The sequence below is a fragment of the Rhizobium sp. CC-YZS058 genome (assembly GCF_034720595.1).
In the GTDB taxonomy this organism is placed as follows: domain Bacteria; phylum Pseudomonadota; class Alphaproteobacteria; order Rhizobiales; family Rhizobiaceae; genus Ferranicluibacter.
Window position 1 is genome coordinate 3,673,878 of record NZ_JAYESJ010000001.1, and the last position, 19,704, is coordinate 3,693,581.

Sequence of the window (19,704 nt, forward strand, 5' to 3'; positions counted from 1 at the left end):
CTCTACCCCACCACCTGCACCACCGTCCCGCGCCGCGCCACCTTCAGGATGCGGCGCATCGTGGGGAGGGAGACGGCGATGCAGCCTTCCGTCGGCTGGTAGCCGGGACGGATGAGGTGGAAAAAAATGGCCGAGCCGGCATTGCGGCGGCGCTGCCGGATGTTCCAGTCCATGACCAGGCAGACATCATAGAGCCCGTCCGCCCGTGCCATGCGTTCATGGCTGGCGGAAAGCGGGCGGCGGGTCGGCCGGTTGTAGATGGGATGGCCGGGCGCGTCGCACCAAAGGAGTTGCGGGTCGATCGGCGTCAGCGGCAAGCGAGAGGTGACCGTTCGAAGACGATCGCGCCGCACATAGCCATCCAGGAGCGCCATGGCGGCAATCGGCGTTGCGCCGTCGCCCTCGCGCTTGCGCGCCGTCCGGCCGCTGCGCCCGATGGCTGCCTGCTCCACCCGGCCGGCAACGGTGACCAGCGCATGCGTCGGCCGGCCGGGGGCGGGGCGGACGATGATCGGCGGCGGGCTCTTGGCAGGCTGTGAACGGCGCTTGCGCAGCATGGCAGGACTCACGGCAAAGTCAGTTGTTCGTGATGGTGCATTGGTCCTAGAGCAGTTCGTGGGACAATGCGACGCTGTTTTCACCCGATCCTGGCCAGAACCGGCCACGCAGCCTGCTTCGGCAGGCGGGGCACGGCGCTCCTCAATGGAGCCCGAAGGCGCAAGGCCGCGGCGCCGTCCCGGGCCCTGCCGGTTCCGGCATCCCTGTCACCCTTTCGTTCGTGCTTGCTGTCCTTGCTTGTCAAAGTTTGCGGCTGAGCTAATTTGTCCTCTCAAGGAGAAATGCCCATGTCATCCCGCACCATTCTCATCGTCGACGACGACGAAGACCTGCGCCGCACGCTGGTGGAGCAGCTGTCCATGTATGAGGAGTTCACCATCCTCGAAGAGGCGACGGCGAGCCGCGGCGTGCAGGCCGCACGCACCCAGCTGATCTCGCTCCTCATCATGGATGTCGGCCTGCCCGATATGGATGGGCGCGAGGCCGTGAAGCTTCTGCGCAAGGGCGGCTTCAAGCCGCCGATCATCATGCTGACCGGGCACGACACGGATTCCGACACGATTCTCGGCCTTGAAGCCGGCGCGAATGACTATGTCACCAAGCCTTTCCGCTTCGCCGTCCTGCTTGCCCGCATCCGCGCGCAACTGCGCCAGCACGAGCAGAGCGAAGACGCCACCTTCACCGTCGGTCCCTATATGTTCAAGCCGGGGCAGAAGCTGCTGACGCTCGAGAACGGCCAGAAAATCCGCCTTACGGAAAAGGAAGCGGCGATCATCCGTTATCTCTACCGCGCCGACCAGAAGGTGGTGACGCGTGACGTCCTGCTGGAGGAGGTCTGGGGCTATAATTCCGGCGTGACGACCCACACGCTCGAAACCCATGTCTACCGGCTGCGCCAGAAAATCGAACGCGACCCTTCCAATGCCGAGATTTTGGTGACAGAAAACGGGGGTTACAAGATCGTTCCCTAAAGCGGCACGGGCAGCGCCTCCTGCTCCCGCTGGCGGGGGAAGCAGGACCGCCCGCTTGGCGCTGAACGACGACATCGCCCTTCTCTCCGCCGTGCCGCTCTTCGCGGATCTCGACGCGGACAAGCTGCGCCTGATCGCCTTCGGCGCGGAGCACAAGCGGCTGGCGCGCGGCCAGCAGCTGTTTCGCGAGGGTGCACCGGCCGATTGCGCCTATGTGGTGGCCTCGGGCCAGGTCTCTTTGAGCCGTATCGCCAGCAACGGCGCCACCGAGCGGGTGGCTACGGCCAGCCCGGGTGTTCTGCTGTCTGAACTGGCGATGATCTCCTTCGTCGAGCGCAAGTTCACCGCAATCGCGGACGAAGACTGCGATGTGCTGCGCATTCCCCGCAGCCTGTTTCACCGCATGCTGGAGGAATATCCCGATGTCGCGCGCCTGGTGGAATCCCGCATTCGCGAGAACCTGCAGGCGATGATCCGCGACATCCAGCGCATGGCGCCGCGCTTTTCCGATTGAGCGTCGTTTACAGGTCGAAATGCGCGATGACCGGAACATGGTCGGACGGCCGTTCCCAGCCGCGCGCCTCCTTGAGAATATCGACGCGCTTAAGATGCGGCGCGAGATCGGCGGACGACCAGATATGGTCGAGCCGGCGGCCGCGATCGGCGGCCTGCCAGTCGCGCGCGCGGTAGCTCCACCAGGTATAGAGCTTCTCCGGCGGCGGCGCGTGCTGTCGCATGAGATCCACCCAGGCGCCACCGGTCATGACGGCTGTCAGCCCTTCTGTTTCCACCGGTGTGTGGCTGACGATCTTCAGAAGCTGCTTGTGCGACCAGACATCGTCTTCCAGCGGCGCGATGTTGAGATCGCCGACGAGGATGGAGGAGATGCCGGCCTCGCTTTCGGCATGCAGCAGCTTCATCTCCTCGATGAAATCGAGCTTGTGGCCGAATTTCCTGTTGATCGTCCGATCCGGCTCGTCACCGCCGGCCGGCACATAGAAATTATGAAGCCGGATTCGTTTTGCACCATGGTCGAAGACGACCGAGAGATGACGGGCGTCGCCGACCCCGCAATAGTCGCGCCGGTCGACGAGCTCGCTCAAGGGCAGGCGCGAGAGCGTGGCGACCCCGTGATAACCCTTCTGGCCATGGAAGGCCATGTGCGGATAGCCCATGGCCTCGAAGGCGGCGCTGGGGAACAGCTCGTTCGGGCACTTGGTTTCCTGCAGGCAAAGAAGATCCGGCTGGAAGCGCGCGAGGAAGCTTTCGACCAGCGGCAGGCGCAGCCGGACGGAATTGATGTTCCAGGTCGCAATCGACAATGCCATTCCACACCCTCACGCAAAAGCCCGCCGCTTCGACGCAGGAAGCGGACGGGCTCTTTAACCGCATGGCGGGCCGAGGAACAAGAGAAGCCGGCAGGACGCCGCTTACTTGCGCACCTCGTCATAGGGAATCTGGAAGACGCGGTCGTCCATGGGAATGCCGGTGCGGACATTGAAGATCATCACCGACGTATCCTTCTTCTGGGCATCGGTGATCGTCCACTGGCGCAGGTCATAGGTCTTCGGATCGAACATCATGGTGATGGTCGAATCGCCGAAGATCGAGCGGTCGCCGAGCACGATGGTGATCAGGTCCGCCTCCTCCTTCACGTCGCGCACCTGCTTGCCCGAGAGATCGATCGTATCGGACAGAAGCAGGTTGAGCGGCGTCTTGGAGAGCGGATAAAGATCCCAGGTCTTGAGCTTCTGATTGCCGATCACCACGGCCTTGCCATCGGCGATCACCCGCATCGGCGATGGGGCCTCGTAGTTGAAGCGGATCTTGCCCGGACGGCTGATATAGAACTTGCCGCCGGTCTGCTCGCCGCGCGGGCCGAACTGAACGAACTCGCCGCTCATGGTCTTCACAGAGGCGAAATGATCGGCGATCTTCTGGGCAACGGCGGTCTGCGCGCGTGCTTCCGGGATCGGAAGGCCCAGCGCCGCGACCGTACCCAGCACCGCAAGACCCGCGAGCAGGCTCCGGCGCGTCAGGCGAGCGGGCCGGGCATGGGTCTGCGCGGGGTCCGGCTGCAGGCGCGTCGGCAAAAGGCTCATGGGGGTCTCCTTAGGGTCTGATGCGAGGGATGTGGCGCGCAACTGCGGCACCTTCAAGGCCCATGGCCGCGGAAGGCGGTCAGCGTCGCGCCCGCCAGCATGGCGAAGGCCCTACTCTTCGGTCGGCACCAGGATCTCGCGCTTGCCGGCATGGTTGGCGGCACCGATGATGCCTTCCTTTTCCATGCGCTCGATCAGCGAGGCGGCGCGGTTGTAGCCGATCCCCAGGCGACGCTGGACATAGGAGGTGGATGCCTTGCCGTCACGCAGCACGATCGCCACCGCCTGGTCATAGGGATCGTCGGACTCGGCGAGATTTCCGGTGCCGGCCGGGCCGCCACCCTCGCCATCCTCGTCCTCGTCTTCGGTGATCGCATCCAGATAATCCGGCGCGCCCTGGCTCTTCAGATAGGTGACGACCTGCTCCACCTCGTTGTCGGAGACGAAGGGACCATGGACACGCTGGATGCGGCCGCCGCCCGCCATGTAGAGCATATCGCCCTGGCCCAGCAGCTGCTCGGCCCCCTGCTCGCCGAGGATCGTGCGGCTGTCGATCTTGGAGGTGACCTGGAAGGAAATGCGGGTCGGGAAGTTGGCCTTGATCGTGCCCGTGATGACATCGACCGAAGGCCGCTGCGTCGCCATGATGACGTGGATGCCGGCGGCACGCGCCATCTGCGCCAACCGCTGCACGGCGCCTTCGATATCCTTGCCGGCGACCATCATCAGGTCGGCCATTTCGTCGATGATCACGACGATATAGGGCATCGGCGCCAGGTCGAATTCCTCGGTCTCGTAGATCGCCTCGCCGGTCTGGCGATCGAACCCGGTCTGCACGGTGCGGCTGATCGTTTCGCCCTTGGCCAGCGCCTGCTCGACGCGCGAATTGAAGCCGTCGATGTTGCGCACGCCGATCTTCGACATCTTCTTGTAGCGCTCCTCCATCTCCCGCACCGTCCATTTCAGCGCGACGACGGCCTTCTTGGGGTCGGTGACGACGGGAGAGAGGAGATGCGGGATCCCATCATAGACGGAGAGTTCGAGCATCTTCGGATCGATCATGATCAGGCGGCACTGCTCCGGCGTCATCCGGTAAAGCAGCGACAGGATCATGGTGTTGATGGCGACCGACTTGCCCGAGCCGGTGGTGCCGGCGACCAGCAGATGCGGCATCTTGGCGATATCGGTAATGACCGGCTCGCCGCCGATGGTCTTGCCGAGCGCCATGGCGAGCTTGGCCTTGCTGCCCTCGAAATCCTGGCTGCCGATCAGCTCGCGCAGATAGACCGTCTCGCGCCGCTGGTTCGGCAGCTCGATGCCGATCGCATTGCGCCCGGGAACGACGGCGACGCGGGCGGCGATCGCGCTCATCGAGCGGGCGATATCATCGGCGAGGCCGATGACGCGCGAAGACTTGATGCCTGGTGCCGGCTCCAGCTCATAAAGCGTGACGACCGGGCCCGGCCGCACCTGGATGATCTCGCCCTTGACGCCGAAATCCTCGAGCACGCCTTCCAGCATTCGGGCATTCTGCTCCAGGGCATCGGCGGACAGTGTCGCGTCGCGCACCACGCCCTTTGGCTCGGCGAGGAACTCGAGCGGCGGCAGCTCGAAACTGCCGTCGTTCTCCGCAAAGCGCTCGCGCGCCGGGGCCGGCCGCGAAACGGCCTGCGACACACGCGGCTGCACGGGAATGGAGCGGTTGCGGGATGGCGTGTCGGCCGACAACAGGTCGCGCGGCAGAGCGTCCTCGTCCTCATCCGCGTCGAACGCCTCGTCATCGAAGCCGAGCGATGGTTCCGCGCGCCGGCGCTCCGGGGCGCCATCGAGCGAAGGCTCGACACGGGGACCGGCCTTGCGGCGGGTCGGCGCGTTCAGCGTGCCGAATTCGTCGTCGTTGAAATCATAGGGTTCGTCGATCTCGCGCCGTTGGGCACGGCTGGCGGAAAGGCCGAAGAGGCGGCGCATCCGCGCCTTGGTCGTGTAGGTCAGGTGCGTCAGCGTGCCGGCGAGGAACAGCATCAGCCCGCCCTCGCCCTCGTCCTCGTCCATCTCCTCGCGCACGGTCTTGGCCTTGCCCGGCGCCGGTGCGGCCGGCGCCTCGTAGAGATCCGGCTCGTCCACCCCGAACAGGCCTGCCGCGAACACGAGGAAGACGATGGCGGGGATGGCGAGGACGACGCCGAGAATGGTTGCGATGTTCCCGGTTGGGTAGGCGCCGGTGAGGAGGGCCGGCAGGCGCAGGATCATGTCGCCGAACACGCCGCCGAGCCCGTTCGGCAGCGGCCAGGTCACGGGGGCCGGCACGCAGGCGAGCGAGGCGGAGGCGAGCACCGAGCCTGCAAACCAGGACAAGGCCCGCTTGACGATCTTGTCGAAGGGTTTCGCCCCGATCAGCACCAGCGCCCAGGCGACGACCGGCAGGAGCGCCACCACGCTGCCGATGCCGAAGAACTGCATCATCAGATCGGCGAAGATCGCGCCGCCATACCCCAGGAAATTGGTCGGCGAATCGGCCGTGGCATAGGAGAGGCTGGGGTCCGCGACATTCCAGGTGGAGAGCGCCACCACGGCCAGCATCAACGCCGCAAACAGCGCATAGCCGAGGCAGGCCACCGCCTGTCGCCGGACGAAGACCGAAAGGACGAACCGGTCCGAGCCTGTTTCGAATGCCGCCTGATTGCTTCTTGCCATCTGCCTGCTGCCTTGCTTTTGGACGCAGAGCGCCCTTTGGCCGAAGCTTAGGCAGGGAAGGTTAAAGCTCTATTAACCATGCCTGCCGCCGACGGCGCGAAGCGCGGTGCAAGCAGGAATGGTCAGGCGGGATCAGGGGCCAGAAGCGCCTGATCTCCGGCTCCCAGCGCCAGTTGCGCCGCCTTGTTTCTCTCCGGCACATCGGCGAGCTTGTACCCGGCCTCCAGAAGCCGCGTCGTATAGATCTTGTTGTAGAGAAAGGCCCAAATGGTGCTGACGATGAACCAGCCGAAGCCGATCCCGATCAGACCGGCGACAAAGCCGAGAGCCAACATGCCAAACCCTATCGCAACGTCGCCGCGGAACAACGCCGGGAAGCCGCCAAAGAAGAAGCTGGTCCAGCTGAATCCGTAATAGCCGGGCTTTTGAACGCCCGTCGTGGGATGCTTGAGGAGAACGGCCGTTGCCATAATGGTCTCGTGTCTAGAATCGATCGGCATCCGCTCGCTTGACCGCGCATCGGTCAAGTGGCATTTCATTCCTTTAGAATACACAAAAAGAAGAGGCCGGCAATCGCCGGCCCCGAGCTTTCGCAAATAATAAGCGGCTTACGAATGGTAGGCCGCTTCGCCGTGGCTGGCGAGGTCGAGACCTTCGCGCTCGGCTTCGACCGGCACCCGCAGACCGACGATGATGTCGACGATCTTGTAGAGGATGGCGGAGCCGATGCCGGACCACAGGACGGTGACGAGCACGCCCTTGGCCTGAGCGATCACCTGCGTCGCCGTACCGGCATAGGAGGCTGCGAAGTCGGCGGTCGAATAATCGACAATGCCGGCACCGCCGAGCGCGGGGTTGACGAAGACGCCGGTCAGCAGCGCGCCGATGATGCCGCCGATGCCGTGCACACCGAAGACGTCAGCCGTGTCGTCATAGCCGAACTTGTTCTTCACCGTGGAGACGAAGAAGTAGCAGATCGGCGAGACGATGAGGCCCATGACGACAGCGCCCATCGGACCGACGAAGCCGGCGGCCGGGGTGATGACGACGAGGCCGGCGACCGCACCCGAGGCGGCACCCAGCATGGAGGCCTTGCCGCGGGTGAAGGTTTCGGCGATCGACCAGGAAAGGATCGCTGCCGCGGTGGCAACGAAGGTGTTGATCATGGCGAGCGCGGCATAGGCATTGGCTTCGAGGTTGGAGCCGGCGTTGAAGCCGAACCAGCCGACCCACAGCAGCGAGGTGCCGACCATGGTCAGCGTCATCGAATGCGGGGCCATCATGTCACGGCCGAAGCCGGTGCGCTTGCCGACCATGATGCAGCCGACGAGGCCGGCGATCCCGGCATTGATGTGCACGACGGTGCCGCCGGCGAAGTCGATCGCGCCGAAGCCGTAGATCAGGCCAGCCGGCGCGCTATAGGCGCTCGGACCACCCCAGAACCAGACCATGTGGGCGATCGGGAAGTAGATGAAGGTGAGCCACAGGATGGTGAAGAGGATGACGGCGGAGAACTTGATGCGCTCGGCGAAGGCACCGATGATCAGGCCGGGGGTGATGGCCGCGAAGGTCATCTGGAAGCAGACGAACACCAGTTCCGGAATGGCCACACCCTTGGTGAAGCTTTCCGACATGGTGGTGACGTCGACGCCGGCCAGGAACACCTTGGAGAAGCCGCCGACGAAGGAATTGAGGCTGCCGCCATCAGTGAAGGCGAGCGAATAGCCGTAGACGACCCAGACGACCATGGCGACGGCGGCGATCGTCATCACCTGCATCATGACGGAGAGCATGTTCTTGGCGCGCACGAGACCGCCATAGAACAGCGCCAGGCCGGGCACGATCATGAGGAGGACGAGCACGGCGGAGAGAAGCATCCAGGTCGTGTCGCCCTTGTCGACGGTCATCGCCGGCGCAGCGGTGGCAGCGGCCGTGGCGGCCTCAGCGGCGGCAGGTGCCGCCGTATCCTGTGCAAAGGCGACGACCGGCGCGAGGACGGCTGCCGCAGCAGCGCCCATCCGGGCCAGAGAGGTCGAGAATTTCAGTGATGTCATCGAGTAAAGCTCCCTCTTGTGGCCGCGACTTACAGCGCTTCTGAATCGGTTTCGCCGGTACGGATGCGCACGGCATGGTCAATCGAGTAGACGAAGATCTTGCCGTCGCCGATCTGCCCGGTCTTGGCGGCCGATGCGATGGCCTCGACGGCCTTGTCGACCACCTCGCTCGCCACTGCGATTTCGATCTTGAGCTTCGGCAGGAAGCTGACGGCATATTCGGTGCCGCGGTAGATTTCGGTGTGGCCCTTCTGGCGGCCATAGCCCTTCACTTCCGTCACGGTCAGCCCCTGGATGCCGACGGCGGTGAGCGCTTCACGAACCTCATCGAGCTTGAACGGCTTGATGATAGCCATCACGATTTTCATTGGTTTCCCATCCTTGTTCATACGCGGCTCGGCCGCCGTCTCTCCTTGCCGAGGAGCATGATCCCCCAACGACCGCTCTTTCCTATTCAAGGGGCGTGCCAAGTCGGATGAGGGCACAAAAGAACGCAAAAAGGCCGCATTTCCCGCGCGGCCCGCTGGGAAACGTTAAAAATGCGCCAGCAAAACTGGTTAGAAATTATGCAAAATGTAGAAAATGCCTATCAATTAGGCAGTTGCCTTTTTCCGAATCAAACCTTCCTGCGCGACGGAGGCGATAAGGCGACCGGAGCGATCGAACAGGCTGCCGCGCGTCAGGCCGCGTGCACCGCCAGCGCTGGGGCTATCCTGGCTGTAGAGCAGCCAGTCGTCGAGTCGGCAGGGCCGGTGGAACCACATGGAATGATCGAGGCTCGCCACCTGCAGGCTGCGGTCGAAGATCGACGTTCCATGCGCATAGAGCGCGGTGTCGAGCAGCGTCATGTCGGAGAGATAGGCGAGTACGGCCGCCTGCAGGGCGCGATCGTCCGGGACGGCGCCGACGGCCTTGACCCAGACCTGCTGGGCGGGCTCCAGCTTGTCGCGGGAGAAATAGTGCGTGAGGGAGACCGGGCGGATCTCGATCGGCCGCGGCCGCTCCCAGTAAAGCCGGATGGCCTCGGGCGCCTTGGCGAGAAACGCCTCTTTCAGCCCTTTCTCATCGAGCAATTGCTCCGGCGGCACGACATCGGCCATCGGCATCTGGTGCTCGAATCCCTCTTCCTCCACCTGGAAGGAGGCAGACAGCGCGAAGATCGCCTTGCCGTGCTGGATGGCGACGACCCGCCGGGTGGTGAAGCTGCCGCCATCGCGGATCCGGTCGACATCATAGACGATCGGCACCGAGGGGTCGCCCGGCCGCATGAAATAGGCATGCAGCGAATGGACGAACCGGTCGGCCGCCACCGTGCGCTGCGCCGCCACCAGCGCCTGGCCGATGACCTGCCCGCCGAAAACCCGCTGCCAGCCGACCTGCGGCGAACGGCCGCGGAACAGGTTTTCCTCCAGCTTTTCGAGGTCGAGCGTCGCCAGAAGCACGTCCATCGGCTGCGCGGTCGCGGTCTGCTCGGGCATTCTCGTGATCTCCGGCGGTAGGAAGCGGGCCGCTCATGATCTATATGGATGGCAGAAATGCTCAAGGCCCAGATGACGACTGGGCCCGGATGACGACTGGTCCCGGGTTAACGACAGCTCCTGGATCAACCACAGCGCTCTGTGTGGAGCAAAGGACGGAACGGATGATCGATCTTCTTGTGGCAGGCGGCGGCTATGTCGGACTTTCCCTGGCTGTTGCGGTCAAGAAGGCGGCACCGCATCTGTCCGTGACCCTGATCGATGGCGCACCAGAGGGCGCCTGGAGGGGAGACCAGCGCGCCTCCGCCATTGCCGCGGCCGCAAGCCGCATGCTCTCGGTTCTCGGCATCTGGGAGAGGATCGCGCCGGAGGCCGAGCCGATCCGTCGCATGGTCATCACCGATTCGCGCACCGCCGATCCGGTCAGGCCCGTTTTCCTGACCTTCGAAGGGGCCCCTGAGACCGGCGATGCTTCGGCGGAGCCTTTCGCGCATATGGTGCCGAATGTGGCGTTGATCGGCGCGCTGCGCGGCGAAGCCGAAGCGCTCGGCATCACGCTCACGCCCTCCACCCTTGCTACGGGATTTACGGCGGGCGATCATTCCGTCGTCCTGAAGCTCGCCGATGGGACGACGCTGGAAACGCGTCTACTGGTCGCCTGCGATGGCGTGCGCTCACGGCTGCGCGACGCCGCGGGCATCCGCACGGTCGCGTTCGACTATGGCCAATCCGGCATCGTCACGACGGTGGAGCACGAGCGCCCGCATGAGGGAACGGCGGAGGAGCATTTCCTGCCGGCCGGACCCTTTGCGACGCTGCCCCTGCCCGGCAACCGCTCCTCGCTGGTCTGGACCGAGCGCACCGAGGATGCAGACCGGCTGATCGCGAGCGACGATCTGATCTTCGAAGCCGAACTGGAGCGACGCTTCGGCCACAAGCTTGGGGCGCTGAAGCTCGTTGGCGGGCGTCGCGCCTTTCCGCTGGGCCTCACGCTGGCGCGTGACTTCGTCAAGCCGCGCTTTGCGCTCTGCGGCGATGCCGCCCACGGCATTCATCCGATTTCCGGCCAGGGCCTCAACCTCGGCTTCAAGGATGTTGCCGCGCTGGCGGAAACCATTGTCGAGGCCGACCGGCTGGGGCTCGATATCGGCGCCATCGACGTGCTGGAGCGCTACCAGATGTGGCGGCGGTTCGACACGGTGCGGATGGGGGTGACGACGGACGTGCTGAACCGCCTGTTCTCGAACGACATCACCCCGGTCAGGGCGCTGCGCGATTTCGGCCTGGGCCTGGTGGACCGCATGCCGGCGCTGAAAACCTTCTTCATCCGCCAGGCGGCAGGCCTCGCCTCGGACCGAGACCCGCGCCTTCTCTCCGGAAAGCCGATCTGAACCGCGGCTTCAGTCCTCGATCTTGCGCGCTTCGGAGATCAGCATGATCGGAATGCCGTCCCGAATCGGATAGGCAAGCCGGGCGCGTTCGGAAACGAGCTCCTGGTCTTCCGGATGATAGCTGAGCCGACCCTTGGTCAGCGGGCAGACGAGAAGCTCCAGAAGCTTGGGATCCACCCGCCGCATCCGCTCTTCCATGGCCGCCTCCGTTGTTCCGCGCCTTACTGCAGCGTGGTTTCGCCCGTTCCGAAGTCGCGCGCAAGCACGATCTCGGTAATGGCGATCAGCGTATCGGCCCGCGTCTTCAGATCCGGCGCTTCCAGCAGGGCCTGCTTCTCCGCCGGGCCATAGGGCAGCATCATGGCCATGGAGTTGACCAGCATGACATTGCCGGCGCGTTCCACGCTCTCCCAATCGGCTTCCAGCTGGTTGGTGTCGAGATAGGCCTTGAAGGCGGCCAGAAGAGCCTGGCGATCGACCTGGGTCTCGTCCTCGCTCGCCGTCAAATCACCCGCGAAGGGGGCGATGTGGAAGCTGCGGTAGCCCTTGACCGTCGGCGCCTCATCGAACAAGCGGAAGCGGCAGATGCCGGTGAGCGAGGTGATGTAGCGCCCATCCTCCATCTCGGCGAAGGAGGTGATGCGGCCGACGCAGCCGACCTGGCAGAGCGCCGGCGGCGGCCCGTGCGGCGTCTCGTCGCGGGGTTCCGTCAGAGAGGGCTGGATCATGCCGATCAGGCGGTTGCCGCGCAGCGCGTCGTCGAACATGGCGAGATAGCGTGGCTCGAAAATGTTCAACGGCAGCTGCGCGCCCGGGAGCAGGAGCACGCCCGTGAGCGGGAAAACCGGAAGTGTTTCCGGCAGATCCTGCGGCCTCAGATACCGCGCATTCCCGACCTGCATCTCGAGCGATCCTCCCCATCCGGGCGGCCGCTGGCGCATTCTCCGCCCCGGCCGCATGGTCATCAAGACATGGAGCGTCTGCCATGAATCTCAAGTGAGGGTCGCGCAGACGACCGGCTCGAGGCCGGCCTGGGACGCGATATCACGAAAAGAGAATGGCAGAGAGCTTGCGGCGTGCGGCCAGGGTCGCAGGGTCGGCAGCACCCCAGACATCGAAGAATTCCAACAGCGCCCGGCGGGCCCCATCGTCTTCGAACGTGCGGTCGCGCCGCATGATCGTCAAGAGATGATCGGCGGCGGCATGGCGATCGCCCTCGACATTGCGGATCTTGGCGAGTTTCATGCGGGCGGCGTGGTCATCGGGATCGGCGGCGAGCGTTGCTTCCAGCGCCTTCGGATCGCCGAGCTTGCGGGCCTCGTCGATCTGGTCGAGCCGCTTGAGAACGGCCTGGATGGCCGGATCGGCCGCCTGCTCGTCCGGCAGTTCCGACAGAAGCTCGCGCGCTTCGGCAAGACCATCGGTCTCGATCATAACCTCGGCAAGCCCGACCCGCGCGCCGACCGAGCCCGGGTCAACCTGCAGGATGGAGGCGAAGAGCCCGGCGGCATTCTGCAGGTCGCCAGCCTCTTTCAAAGCCTTGGCCTCGGCAAGGGCTGCCTCGATTTCGGCAGCCTGATCATCCACGGCCGGACCGGCGATCCGTTCGATGAAGGCGCGAATCTGGCTTTCGGGCACGGCGCCCATGAAGCCATCGACCGGGCGGCCATTGGCAAAGGCGATCACGGCCGGGATCGACTGGATGCCGAGCTGGCCGGCGATCGAGGGGTGATCGTCGATGTTCATCTTGACGAGCAGAACCCGCCCGCCTTCCTCCTGGACCACCTTTTCGAGAACCGGCGTCAGCTGCTTGCAGGGGCCGCACCAGGGCGCCCAGAAATCGACCAGCACGGGCTGCTGGCGGGAGGCCTCCAGCACATCGGCGGTGAAGCCCGCCGTCGTCGTGTCCTTGATGAGCGCGCCGGCCTTGCCCGAAGCAGCCGGCTGCGGGGCGGGCTTCGGCTGCGCCGCGCCATAGGTCGCCGTGCCGCTCATCTGCCCACCGAAACTGCCACCGTAGGAATTGCTGCCGCTCATCGGATCCTCCTGTCACGGGTCTTCAGGACACGCGTCCGCCCGGCTCTTTTCGCACCCAAGATCGTATGTCAGGCGGTGACTTTCAAGACAAGCGGGGCATGGCCGGTGGCCTCGGCGAAGCGGATCAGATCTCTCGATGCGATGGAGGTGGTGGCGTCATTGCGCAGCGGATGGCAGTTGACAATCTCTTCGGCCATCAGGTCCGCATCGAGCACCAGGGTCACCCGCTTCTCCCGATCGTTGATGACGCCGAAGGCCGTGACGGAGCCGGGCACAACGCCGAGCAGCGCCATCAGCGCCTCCGGCTTGCCGAAGGAGACCTTGCCGGATGCGCCGATGAGCGTATGCACCGTCTTCAGGTCCACCACCGCATGCTCCTCGACCGTCAACAGGAAGTAGCGATCCTTCCGGTCCTTCACGAACAGGTTCTTCGTGTGCCCGCCGGGAATCTCGTCCCGCAGCGCGACCGATTCGGCCACGGTGAACACCGGCTGGTGCCGCTTGGTGCTATGGGCGATTCCAAGCTGGTCGAGAAAGGCGAAAAGCCCCTCCTCGCCCATCGGCGCCGTGCCGTCTGCCAGAACGCCGCCCAACTCGGTCTCGCTTACTGCTTCCTCGCTCATGCCCGTCTCCTTCGCCGCCGGCGGTCTCCGTTCTCCGCTCCTGACTAGGCGCTTGGGGCGGCAAGGACAATCGCAGGCGCGACGCTGGAGCCCGCAGCAGCGCCCTTTCCGGCATGCGCTTTCACGGCACTGTCAAAAATCTTCCCCGCCCCGAATTTTCCCTGTTGCATTTGAAAATCCGCTGGTCCATATAGCGCCCGTCGCCGCAAGAACGGCGCCGCCCACGGTCACCACTTACCCCAGACCATGGTTTACGAGCGGGTGTAGCTCAGGGGTAGAGCACAACCTTGCCAAGGTTGGGGTCGAGCGTTCGAATCGCTTCACCCGCTCCAATCTCTCTTCTACTCCGTGAGGAATGACGCCTAGAGCGGCATCGGTCTTAGCCTCGTCGATTTGCCTATCGGTATTTCGTGCATCGACGGAGGAGAAAGCAGCTCAGTAATTTTCTCAACATCTGGCCACCTTGCAATGATGGTCGCCGCTGTCATGTGCAGAGGGCTCTTCTGATAGGCTGGCGCTAGAACGAAGCCATGCAAGCCAGCAGAACGGAGTGCCGCACGCTCGGCGCTATTCCTCAGAACGCGGCCGTCCCCGGTGATGAAGATCCAAAAATCTTTCGAAGAACGCAGCATCTCGATCCACTCTATGTCGGTAGAGTTGCGCCCGTTTGGAAGACCCGGAACATCGCGAATGTGGAAGGCCTCATGTCCAAAATGGCTGATGAAGCCATGGAGGGTTGTCGCCAGGATCGGGGCTGTGCAGTTGTCGAATAGCACCTTCATGCTGCCTGCAGCTCGTCGAGTGCTGCCTCGAATTCGACCGCACGCCGCACCGATGACGGATCAACATCATAGGCGAGGGCAGCTCGCAGGACGCCTTCGTTCCGGGCGGCGGCTGCGAGGATCGATGTCGGCACGCTAGAGACGGCGTCGATCGGCTGGCCGAAAGATCGGGACGGGTCAACAACAACATTGAACCGACGCCCGCGTGGCCACCACAACTCGGGACGTCCATTGGCCATGAAATCGACGGTTTTGAGGATCGGGTCTAGAACGCCGCTGAACTCGTACTGTCGCCGGAAAAGGTTGAGCAACCGCTCGTGCTCCAACCCCTCGCCGTCTGTCTCGACCAGTTTGAGAAATATCTCGCGACCATCGGTTCGAAAACGATCGGTCGAAAGAGGATAATTCTGTCCTAGGGCCTCCTTCGCCGCAACAATGGCCGCGCGGATCCTTGTCGACGGAACGCCATACCGGATGAAGGCGTCAGCGACCCGCACTTCCATCAGGTCATCAAAACTTAAAACGACTTGGAGATCGTCGCTGTCAATCGCCGTCTCCCAGAGAGGGGCGTATTCAACCCCTTTGGCGATATACCCTTGAAGCCAACGGCGTATGGTAGCTGGGCGAACGTTCAAAAGTCGCCCCGCTTCCGCAGCGGTATAAAGACCCAAGCCGATCAATCTGTCCATCAAACACTCCACGCCAATAGAGATGCCGTGGCGGCCCGTAACGTCAACCTCTATTTTAGCGATTTCGAGCGATCGTATCCCCGCAGGCTCTCGCTTCGCCCTCAGCTCCGCATGAACACATAATCCGTTTCCTGCCGCAGCACCTCGCCCGGGCGCAGCACGGCCTTGGGGAAGCCTTCGTGGTTAAGGGCGTCGGGCCAGGTCTGGGTTTCCAGGCAGAAGCCGGCGAAGGGCGCGTAGGGGCGGTCTTCGAGGCCGGGGACCGGGACGTTCAGTTTCCAGCCGGTGTAGAACTGGACGCCGGGCTCGGTGGTGCGCACCTCCAGCGACACGCCGGAATCGACGCTGCGCACGAAGGCGACCGAGCGCTTCACCTGACGCTCGCGCGACAGGCAGAAGTTATGGTCGTAGAGGATCTTCTCGCCTTCCGACTGGCGCTTCATCGAGGTCATTTCGCGCAGGTCGAAGGCCGTGCCGTCGACGGGCGCCACCTCACCGGTCGGCACCTGGCGCTCGTTGGTCGGCAGGTAGTGATCGGCGGCGATCATGATGTCGTGGTTGAGCGTGCTCGCCCCGCCGTCAAGGTTGAAATAGCTGTGCTGGCAAAGATTGGCGATGGTCGGCAGATCGGTCTCGGCCTCGTAGGTCACCGTCAGCACGCCTTCGCCGGAGAGGCGATAGGTGCAGCGAATGTCGCAATTGCCGGGATAGCCCGCCCGCCCGTCGGGATCGGTGATCGTCAGCGTCACGCTGTCTTCGCTCTGCCCGGCCAGCGTCCAGAGCCGCTTGGCCGTGCCGTCGCTGCCGCCGTGAAGATGGGTCACGCCCTTCTCGTTCAGCTCTAGCTGGTAAGTGGTACCATCGATCGAGAAACGACCCTCGCCCGTGCGGTTGGCGCAGCGGCCGGGTGTGGCGCCGAAATAGGGCGAGTGCAGCCGGTAGTTCTCGAAGGTTTCGAAGCCCAGGACCAGCGGCGGCTGGTGGCCGTCGAGCCGGAGATCCTGAATGACCGCGCCCCAGGTGAGGATATGGGCCGTGAGACCGCCGCCGCTGATGCGGATGCGATGCACCGCCTCGCCGGAAGGCAGATGCCCGAACACCTCGTTTGCGCTGCCGTCGCTCATTCCCGTCTCCTTCACTGCCTCGACGCCCGCTCCGCGGGCAGCGGCAACCTGCTGCATTTCGTTCGTCGCCGCAACATGTGTTCGCTGCGGCGAACGTATCAGCGCCCCTTGCCGATCTCGGACAACTCATAAGGGGTCGTCTGATAGATGTCGTTGATCCAGTTGCCGAAGAAGAGATGGGCATGGCTGCGCCAGCGATTCTGCGGCGGAAGCTGCGGATCGTTGTGCGGGAAATAATCATGCGGCATCTTGATCGGCACGCCGGCATCCACATCGCGGAAATACTCGTCCGCCAGCGATGTCGAATCATATTCGACATGGTTGAACATGTAGAGCCGGTTGCCCGCCCGCTCGGCCACCAGGCAGACGCCCATCTGCTCGGACTCCATCAGGATCTCCAGCCCCGGCACGCGGGCAATGTCGGCGCGGCGCACCTCCGTCCAGCGCGAGACGGGGATCTGGAAATCGTCGGAGAAGCCGTTCAGATAGACGGAGGCCGGATTGAGGTTCTGGTGACGATAGACGCCGAAGGCCTTTTCCTTCAGCGCATGTTTCGGCACGCCGTGGAAATGGTAGATCGCCGCCATCGCACCCCAGCAGATGTTGAGCGTCGAGTGGACATGCGTGTTCGACCAGTCGAAGATCTCCCGCATCTCGTCCCAATAGGTCACCTCCTCATAGGCCAGCGTCTCCACCGGCGCGCCGGTGATGATCAGCCCGTCGAACTTGCGGCCGCGCACCTCCTCGAAGGTCTGGTAGAAGGCCAGCAGGTGCTCCTCGGAGGTGTTCTTGGCACGGTGGCTGCCGAGGCGGATCAGCGACAGCTCCACCTGCAGGGGGGAGGCGCCGACGAGGCGCGCCATCTGCACCTCCGTCTTGATCTTGTTCGGCATGAGGTTGAGAAGCCCGATCTGCAGGGGACGGATATCCTGCCGGATCGCGACCGTTTCGGTCATGACCCGCACGCCTTCCTGGACCAGGGTCTCGAAGGCGGGAAGCGTATCGGGGATCTTGATGGGCATCGTTCTCACCGGTTCTCAAGAGAGCCGGCCGGAAAGCGCTGCGAACGGCCCGACGGCCGCCCACGGCCCTTTAGCGACTTTTTTAACGTGGCTGCAAGCCGGCCGGCCAAATCACCACGGAACGGAGATGTTCATAATCCTCAGCCGAATTTTAATCAACACGCCTTTTATCAGGGCATGTTCGTGCAAGGTCCCGCTGAATTAATAGTCGGTTGAAACTATCAGAGGACACTGCGCGTACCCATGTAAGAGGAGGAGCATTGGCATGGGAAGTTTCGATGGCAGATGATGGGACACGCGCGGAGGCCACCGGCCCCGCGGATGCCGTCCTGGCGGAAGACAGACTGAAGCGGGCCACGCGCCAGGCGGCGCGCGACGGCGGCGCGCTCGATCTCAGCCTGTCCTATCGGCTGGGCGTAATGCTGCAGGCCTTCTGGGCGTCGGAGGTGCGGCTGAAAGTGCTGGGGCTCGCCTCGTTCCTGATCTTCATCATCCTCGCCACCGCCTATATGACGGTGATCCTCAACGAGTGGAACGCGCCCTTCTTCGACGCGATCCAGCGGCGCGATCTGCCCGAGTTCTTCCACCAGCTGGAAATCTTCGCGCTGATCGCCGGCATCCTGCTGCTGCTCAATGTCGTGCAGGCCTGGCTGAACCAGATGACCGCGCTCTACATGCGGGAAGGGCTGACCCGCGATCTGGTCAATCAGTGGCTGACGCGCAAGCGGGCGCTGCGGCTTGCCTCCCGCGGGCTGATCGGCATCAATCCGGACCAGCGCCTGCATGAGGACGCGCGCACGCTTGCCGAAAGCACCACCGGCCTGACGCTCGGGCTCATCCAGGCGACCATCCTGCTCGTCAGCTTCATCGGCGTCCTGTGGGATCTGTCGAGCGGCTTCGTCTTCCACCTGTCCGGCCACAGCTTCTCCATCCCCGGCTACATGGTCTGGGCGGCCGTGCTCTATGCCGCCTCGGCCTCGATCCTCAGCCGCATCGTTGGCCGCAAGCTGGTGCGCATCAATGCCGACCGCTCCTCGCGCGAGGCGGAACTGCGCTTTTCGCTGATGCATGCGAGCGAAAGCATGCCGGCCATCACCGTGGTCGGCGGCGAGGCGAGCGAGCGGCACCGGATCGGCGAAAGCATCACCGCCGTGCTGCAGGTGATGAAGCGCCTGGCGCTGGCCAATACCAATCTGACCTGGGTTTCCGCCGGATATGGCTGGGCGGTGGTGGTGGTGCCGATCATCGTGGCGGCGCCCGCCTATTTCTCCGGCGGCCTGAGCTTCGGCCAGCTCATGATGTCGATCGGCGCCTTCAACCAGGTGAATACGGCGCTGCGCTGGTATGTCGCCAATTTCGGCGCCATCGCCGAGTGGCGGGCAACCCTGATGCGCGTGACGGACTTCCGCCAGACGCTGACCGACATGGAGGAGGAGTACCAGCCCGAGCAGGCGATCGCCTATCGCGACACGGCGGGCCAGCTGACGCTCGAGCGGTTGGAGATTGCCAATGCGGTGGATGAGGCGCTGGCAAAGGCCGGCGGCTTCCGCCTGGTCGAAACGCCGGTGACGCTGCTGCCGGGCGAGCGGATCATGGTCAATGGCGACCATCACGTGAACCGCAAGCTGCTCTTCCAGGCGCTGGCCGGTCTCTGGCCCTGCGGCGCGGGCACGATCGGCCTGCCGAAGCAGGAAGAGATGATGTTCCTGCCGCAGACCGCCTATATTCCGGACGGGACGCTGCGCGAAGCGCTGGCCTTTCCCGATCCGGCCACGCAGTTTGCCGATGACGCCCTGCAGGCCGCCTTGACCAAGGCCGGGCTCGGCCATCTGTTCGGCAAGCTCGATACGCGGGCGCGCTGGGAAAAGGTGCTGACCACGGAAGAGCAGAAGGCCATTCCCTTCGTGCGGCTGTTGCTGAAGCGGCCGCGCTTTGCCGTGTTCGACGAGGTGCTGGAGGGCATGGAGCCGGACTGGAAACAGCGCATGACGCGGCTTCTGACCGGATTGCCGGACACCGCCATGCTCTATATCGGCCGCTCCGAAACCTATCTGAAGATCATGAAGCCGCGCGTCCTGCATCTGCGCGCCATCGAACCCGAGGCGGGCAGACAGGACGATCCGGATGACCGGGATCAGCCGCGCCCTGTCGCCAAGGTGGTCTGAGCGCGCCCTCCCTC

The 19,704-nt window shown here is 64.1% G+C and carries 20 protein-coding genes, 1 tRNA gene and 1 riboswitch; of the genes, 5 read left to right on the forward strand and 16 right to left on the reverse strand.

Annotated features, from left to right (window positions below; all coding sequences use genetic code 11):
* Window positions 1-2 precede the first annotated feature (2 nt).
* Window positions 3-554 carry a L,D-transpeptidase family protein gene (locus U8330_RS17580; protein WP_416236936.1) on the reverse strand — a complete coding sequence of 184 codons (552 nt, stop codon included), beginning with the start codon at window positions 552-554 and terminating at the stop codon, window positions 3-5.
* 291 nt (window positions 555-845) lie between these two features.
* Here U8330_RS17580 and U8330_RS17585 point away from each other — a divergent pair, with 291 nt between their 5' ends.
* Complete coding sequence (locus U8330_RS17585; protein WP_323106536.1) at window positions 846-1,529, forward strand: response regulator transcription factor; 684 nt, start codon at window positions 846-848, stop codon at window positions 1,527-1,529.
* A 55-nt stretch (window positions 1,530-1,584) separates the two neighbouring features.
* Complete coding sequence (locus tag U8330_RS17590) at window positions 1,585-2,043, forward strand: cyclic nucleotide-binding domain-containing protein (RefSeq protein ID WP_323106537.1); 459 nt, start codon at window positions 1,585-1,587, stop codon at window positions 2,041-2,043.
* Between the two features lie 7 nt (window positions 2,044-2,050).
* Here U8330_RS17590 and U8330_RS17595 read toward each other — a convergent pair whose 3' ends face one another.
* From U8330_RS17595 to tesB, 7 genes are all read right to left on the reverse strand, one after another.
* The gene (locus U8330_RS17595) at window positions 2,051-2,857 is read right to left on the reverse strand and encodes an exodeoxyribonuclease III (RefSeq protein WP_323106538.1); all 807 of its coding nucleotides are present in this window, start codon (window positions 2,855-2,857) and stop codon (window positions 2,051-2,053) included.
* A gap of 102 nt (window positions 2,858-2,959) precedes the next feature.
* The gene (locus tag U8330_RS17600) at window positions 2,960-3,631 is read right to left on the reverse strand and encodes an outer membrane lipoprotein carrier protein LolA (protein WP_323106539.1); all 672 of its coding nucleotides are present in this window, start codon (window positions 3,629-3,631) and stop codon (window positions 2,960-2,962) included.
* 111 nt (window positions 3,632-3,742) lie between these two features.
* Window positions 3,743-6,325 (reverse strand): DNA translocase FtsK, encoded by a 2,583-nt coding sequence (locus U8330_RS17605; protein ID WP_323106540.1) that lies wholly within the window; start codon window positions 6,323-6,325, stop codon window positions 3,743-3,745.
* 122 nt (window positions 6,326-6,447) lie between these two features.
* Window positions 6,448-6,852, reverse strand: coding sequence for a hypothetical protein (locus tag U8330_RS17610; RefSeq protein ID WP_323106541.1), 405 nt, complete (start codon window positions 6,850-6,852; stop codon window positions 6,448-6,450).
* Window positions 6,853-6,933: 81 nt separating this feature from the next.
* Complete coding sequence (locus tag U8330_RS17615) at window positions 6,934-8,379, reverse strand: ammonium transporter (RefSeq protein ID WP_323106542.1); 1,446 nt, start codon at window positions 8,377-8,379, stop codon at window positions 6,934-6,936.
* A 29-nt stretch (window positions 8,380-8,408) separates the two neighbouring features.
* Window positions 8,409-8,747 carry a P-II family nitrogen regulator gene (locus tag U8330_RS17620; protein WP_323106543.1) on the reverse strand — a complete coding sequence of 113 codons (339 nt, stop codon included), beginning with the start codon at window positions 8,745-8,747 and terminating at the stop codon, window positions 8,409-8,411.
* Window positions 8,748-8,972: 225 nt separating this feature from the next.
* Complete coding sequence (gene tesB, locus U8330_RS17625) at window positions 8,973-9,857, reverse strand: acyl-CoA thioesterase II (protein WP_323106544.1); 885 nt, start codon at window positions 9,855-9,857, stop codon at window positions 8,973-8,975.
* 89 nt (window positions 9,858-9,946) lie between these two features.
* Here tesB and U8330_RS17630 point away from each other — a divergent pair, with 89 nt between their 5' ends.
* Entirely contained in the window at window positions 9,947-11,248 is a 1,302-nt protein-coding gene (locus U8330_RS17630; RefSeq protein WP_323106545.1) for a ubiquinone biosynthesis hydroxylase, read from the forward strand.
* 9 nt (window positions 11,249-11,257) lie between these two features.
* Here the strand turns inward: U8330_RS17630 and U8330_RS17635 are convergent, their stop codons facing one another.
* The 4 genes from U8330_RS17635 to U8330_RS17650 all read right to left on the reverse strand — a co-directional run bounded on the left by U8330_RS17635 (window position 11,258) and on the right by U8330_RS17650 (window position 13,845).
* Window positions 11,258-11,446, reverse strand: a complete 189-nt coding sequence (locus U8330_RS17635; RefSeq protein ID WP_323106546.1) for a Trm112 family protein — start codon at window positions 11,444-11,446, stop codon at window positions 11,258-11,260.
* A 23-nt stretch (window positions 11,447-11,469) separates the two neighbouring features.
* Complete coding sequence (locus U8330_RS17640) at window positions 11,470-12,150, reverse strand: LON peptidase substrate-binding domain-containing protein (RefSeq protein WP_323106547.1); 681 nt, start codon at window positions 12,148-12,150, stop codon at window positions 11,470-11,472.
* 142 nt (window positions 12,151-12,292) lie between these two features.
* Window positions 12,293-13,285, reverse strand: a complete 993-nt coding sequence (gene trxA / locus U8330_RS17645) for a thioredoxin (RefSeq protein WP_323106548.1) — start codon at window positions 13,283-13,285, stop codon at window positions 12,293-12,295.
* 68 nt (window positions 13,286-13,353) lie between these two features.
* Window positions 13,354-13,845, reverse strand: a complete 492-nt coding sequence (locus tag U8330_RS17650; protein WP_323107342.1) for a prolyl-tRNA synthetase associated domain-containing protein — start codon at window positions 13,843-13,845, stop codon at window positions 13,354-13,356.
* Window positions 13,846-14,165: 320 nt separating this feature from the next.
* Here U8330_RS17650 and U8330_RS17655 point away from each other — a divergent pair.
* A tRNA-Gly gene (locus tag U8330_RS17655) sits at window positions 14,166-14,240 on the forward strand.
* Window positions 14,241-14,270: 30 nt separating this feature from the next.
* Here U8330_RS17655 and U8330_RS17660 read toward each other — a convergent pair.
* From U8330_RS17660 to metA, 4 genes are all read right to left on the reverse strand, one after another.
* Window positions 14,271-14,690 carry a hypothetical protein gene (locus U8330_RS17660; RefSeq protein ID WP_323106549.1) on the reverse strand — a complete coding sequence of 140 codons (420 nt, stop codon included), beginning with the start codon at window positions 14,688-14,690 and terminating at the stop codon, window positions 14,271-14,273.
* Window positions 14,687-15,379 (reverse strand): hypothetical protein, encoded by a 693-nt coding sequence (locus U8330_RS17665; protein WP_323106550.1) that lies wholly within the window; start codon window positions 15,377-15,379, stop codon window positions 14,687-14,689. The genes U8330_RS17660 and U8330_RS17665 overlap by 4 nt, the downstream gene beginning before the upstream one ends.
* Window positions 15,380-15,480: 101 nt before the next feature.
* Window positions 15,481-16,503: an aldose epimerase family protein gene (locus U8330_RS17670; protein WP_323106551.1), complete on the reverse strand. Its 1,023-nt coding sequence runs from the start codon at window positions 16,501-16,503 to the stop codon at window positions 15,481-15,483.
* A gap of 98 nt (window positions 16,504-16,601) precedes the next feature.
* On the reverse strand, window positions 16,602-17,525 hold the full coding sequence (gene metA / locus U8330_RS17675) for a homoserine O-acetyltransferase MetA (RefSeq protein WP_323106552.1): 924 nt from the start codon (window positions 17,523-17,525) through the stop codon (window positions 16,602-16,604).
* Window positions 17,526-17,575: 50 nt separating this feature from the next.
* A riboswitch (SAM riboswitch) is annotated at window positions 17,576-17,653 on the reverse strand.
* A gap of 291 nt (window positions 17,654-17,944) precedes the next feature.
* Here metA and U8330_RS17680 point away from each other — a divergent pair.
* The gene (locus tag U8330_RS17680) at window positions 17,945-19,690 is read left to right on the forward strand and encodes an ABC transporter ATP-binding protein/permease (RefSeq protein WP_323107343.1); all 1,746 of its coding nucleotides are present in this window, start codon (window positions 17,945-17,947) and stop codon (window positions 19,688-19,690) included.
* Window positions 19,691-19,704 lie beyond the last annotated feature (14 nt).

Excerpts from the sequence above, each read along its gene's own strand:
- metA (WP_323106552.1), bottom strand. The coding sequence starts at position 17,525 with ATGCCCATCAAGATCCCCGATACGCTTCCCGCCTTCGAGACCCTGGTC.
- U8330_RS17585 (WP_323106536.1), top strand. The coding sequence starts at position 846 with ATGTCATCCCGCACCATTCTCATCGTCGACGACGACGAAGACCTGCGC.
- U8330_RS17660 (WP_323106549.1), bottom strand. The coding sequence starts at position 14,690 with ATGAAGGTGCTATTCGACAACTGCACAGCCCCGATCCTGGCGACAACC.
- U8330_RS17650 (WP_323107342.1), bottom strand. The coding sequence starts at position 13,845 with ATGGGCGAGGAGGGGCTTTTCGCCTTTCTCGACCAGCTTGGAATCGCC.
- U8330_RS17615 (WP_323106542.1), bottom strand. The coding sequence starts at position 8,379 with ATGACATCACTGAAATTCTCGACCTCTCTGGCCCGGATGGGCGCTGCT.
- U8330_RS17630 (WP_323106545.1), top strand. The coding sequence starts at position 9,947 with ATGACGACTGGTCCCGGGTTAACGACAGCTCCTGGATCAACCACAGCG.
- U8330_RS17600 (WP_323106539.1), bottom strand. The coding sequence starts at position 3,631 with ATGAGCCTTTTGCCGACGCGCCTGCAGCCGGACCCCGCGCAGACCCAT.
- U8330_RS17605 (WP_323106540.1), bottom strand. The coding sequence starts at position 6,325 with ATGGCAAGAAGCAATCAGGCGGCATTCGAAACAGGCTCGGACCGGTTC.
- U8330_RS17680 (WP_323107343.1), top strand. The coding sequence starts at position 17,945 with ATGCTGCAGGCCTTCTGGGCGTCGGAGGTGCGGCTGAAAGTGCTGGGG.
- tesB (WP_323106544.1), bottom strand. The coding sequence starts at position 9,857 with ATGCCCGAGCAGACCGCGACCGCGCAGCCGATGGACGTGCTTCTGGCG.
- U8330_RS17635 (WP_323106546.1), bottom strand. The coding sequence starts at position 11,446 with ATGGAAGAGCGGATGCGGCGGGTGGATCCCAAGCTTCTGGAGCTTCTC.
- U8330_RS17620 (WP_323106543.1), bottom strand. The coding sequence starts at position 8,747 with ATGAAAATCGTGATGGCTATCATCAAGCCGTTCAAGCTCGATGAGGTT.
- U8330_RS17670 (WP_323106551.1), bottom strand. The coding sequence starts at position 16,503 with ATGAGCGACGGCAGCGCAAACGAGGTGTTCGGGCATCTGCCTTCCGGC.
- U8330_RS17665 (WP_323106550.1), bottom strand. The coding sequence starts at position 15,379 with ATGGACAGATTGATCGGCTTGGGTCTTTATACCGCTGCGGAAGCGGGG.
- trxA (WP_323106548.1), bottom strand. The coding sequence starts at position 13,285 with ATGAGCGGCAGCAATTCCTACGGTGGCAGTTTCGGTGGGCAGATGAGC.
- U8330_RS17595 (WP_323106538.1), bottom strand. The coding sequence starts at position 2,857 with ATGGCATTGTCGATTGCGACCTGGAACATCAATTCCGTCCGGCTGCGC.
- U8330_RS17640 (WP_323106547.1), bottom strand. The coding sequence starts at position 12,150 with ATGCAGGTCGGGAATGCGCGGTATCTGAGGCCGCAGGATCTGCCGGAA.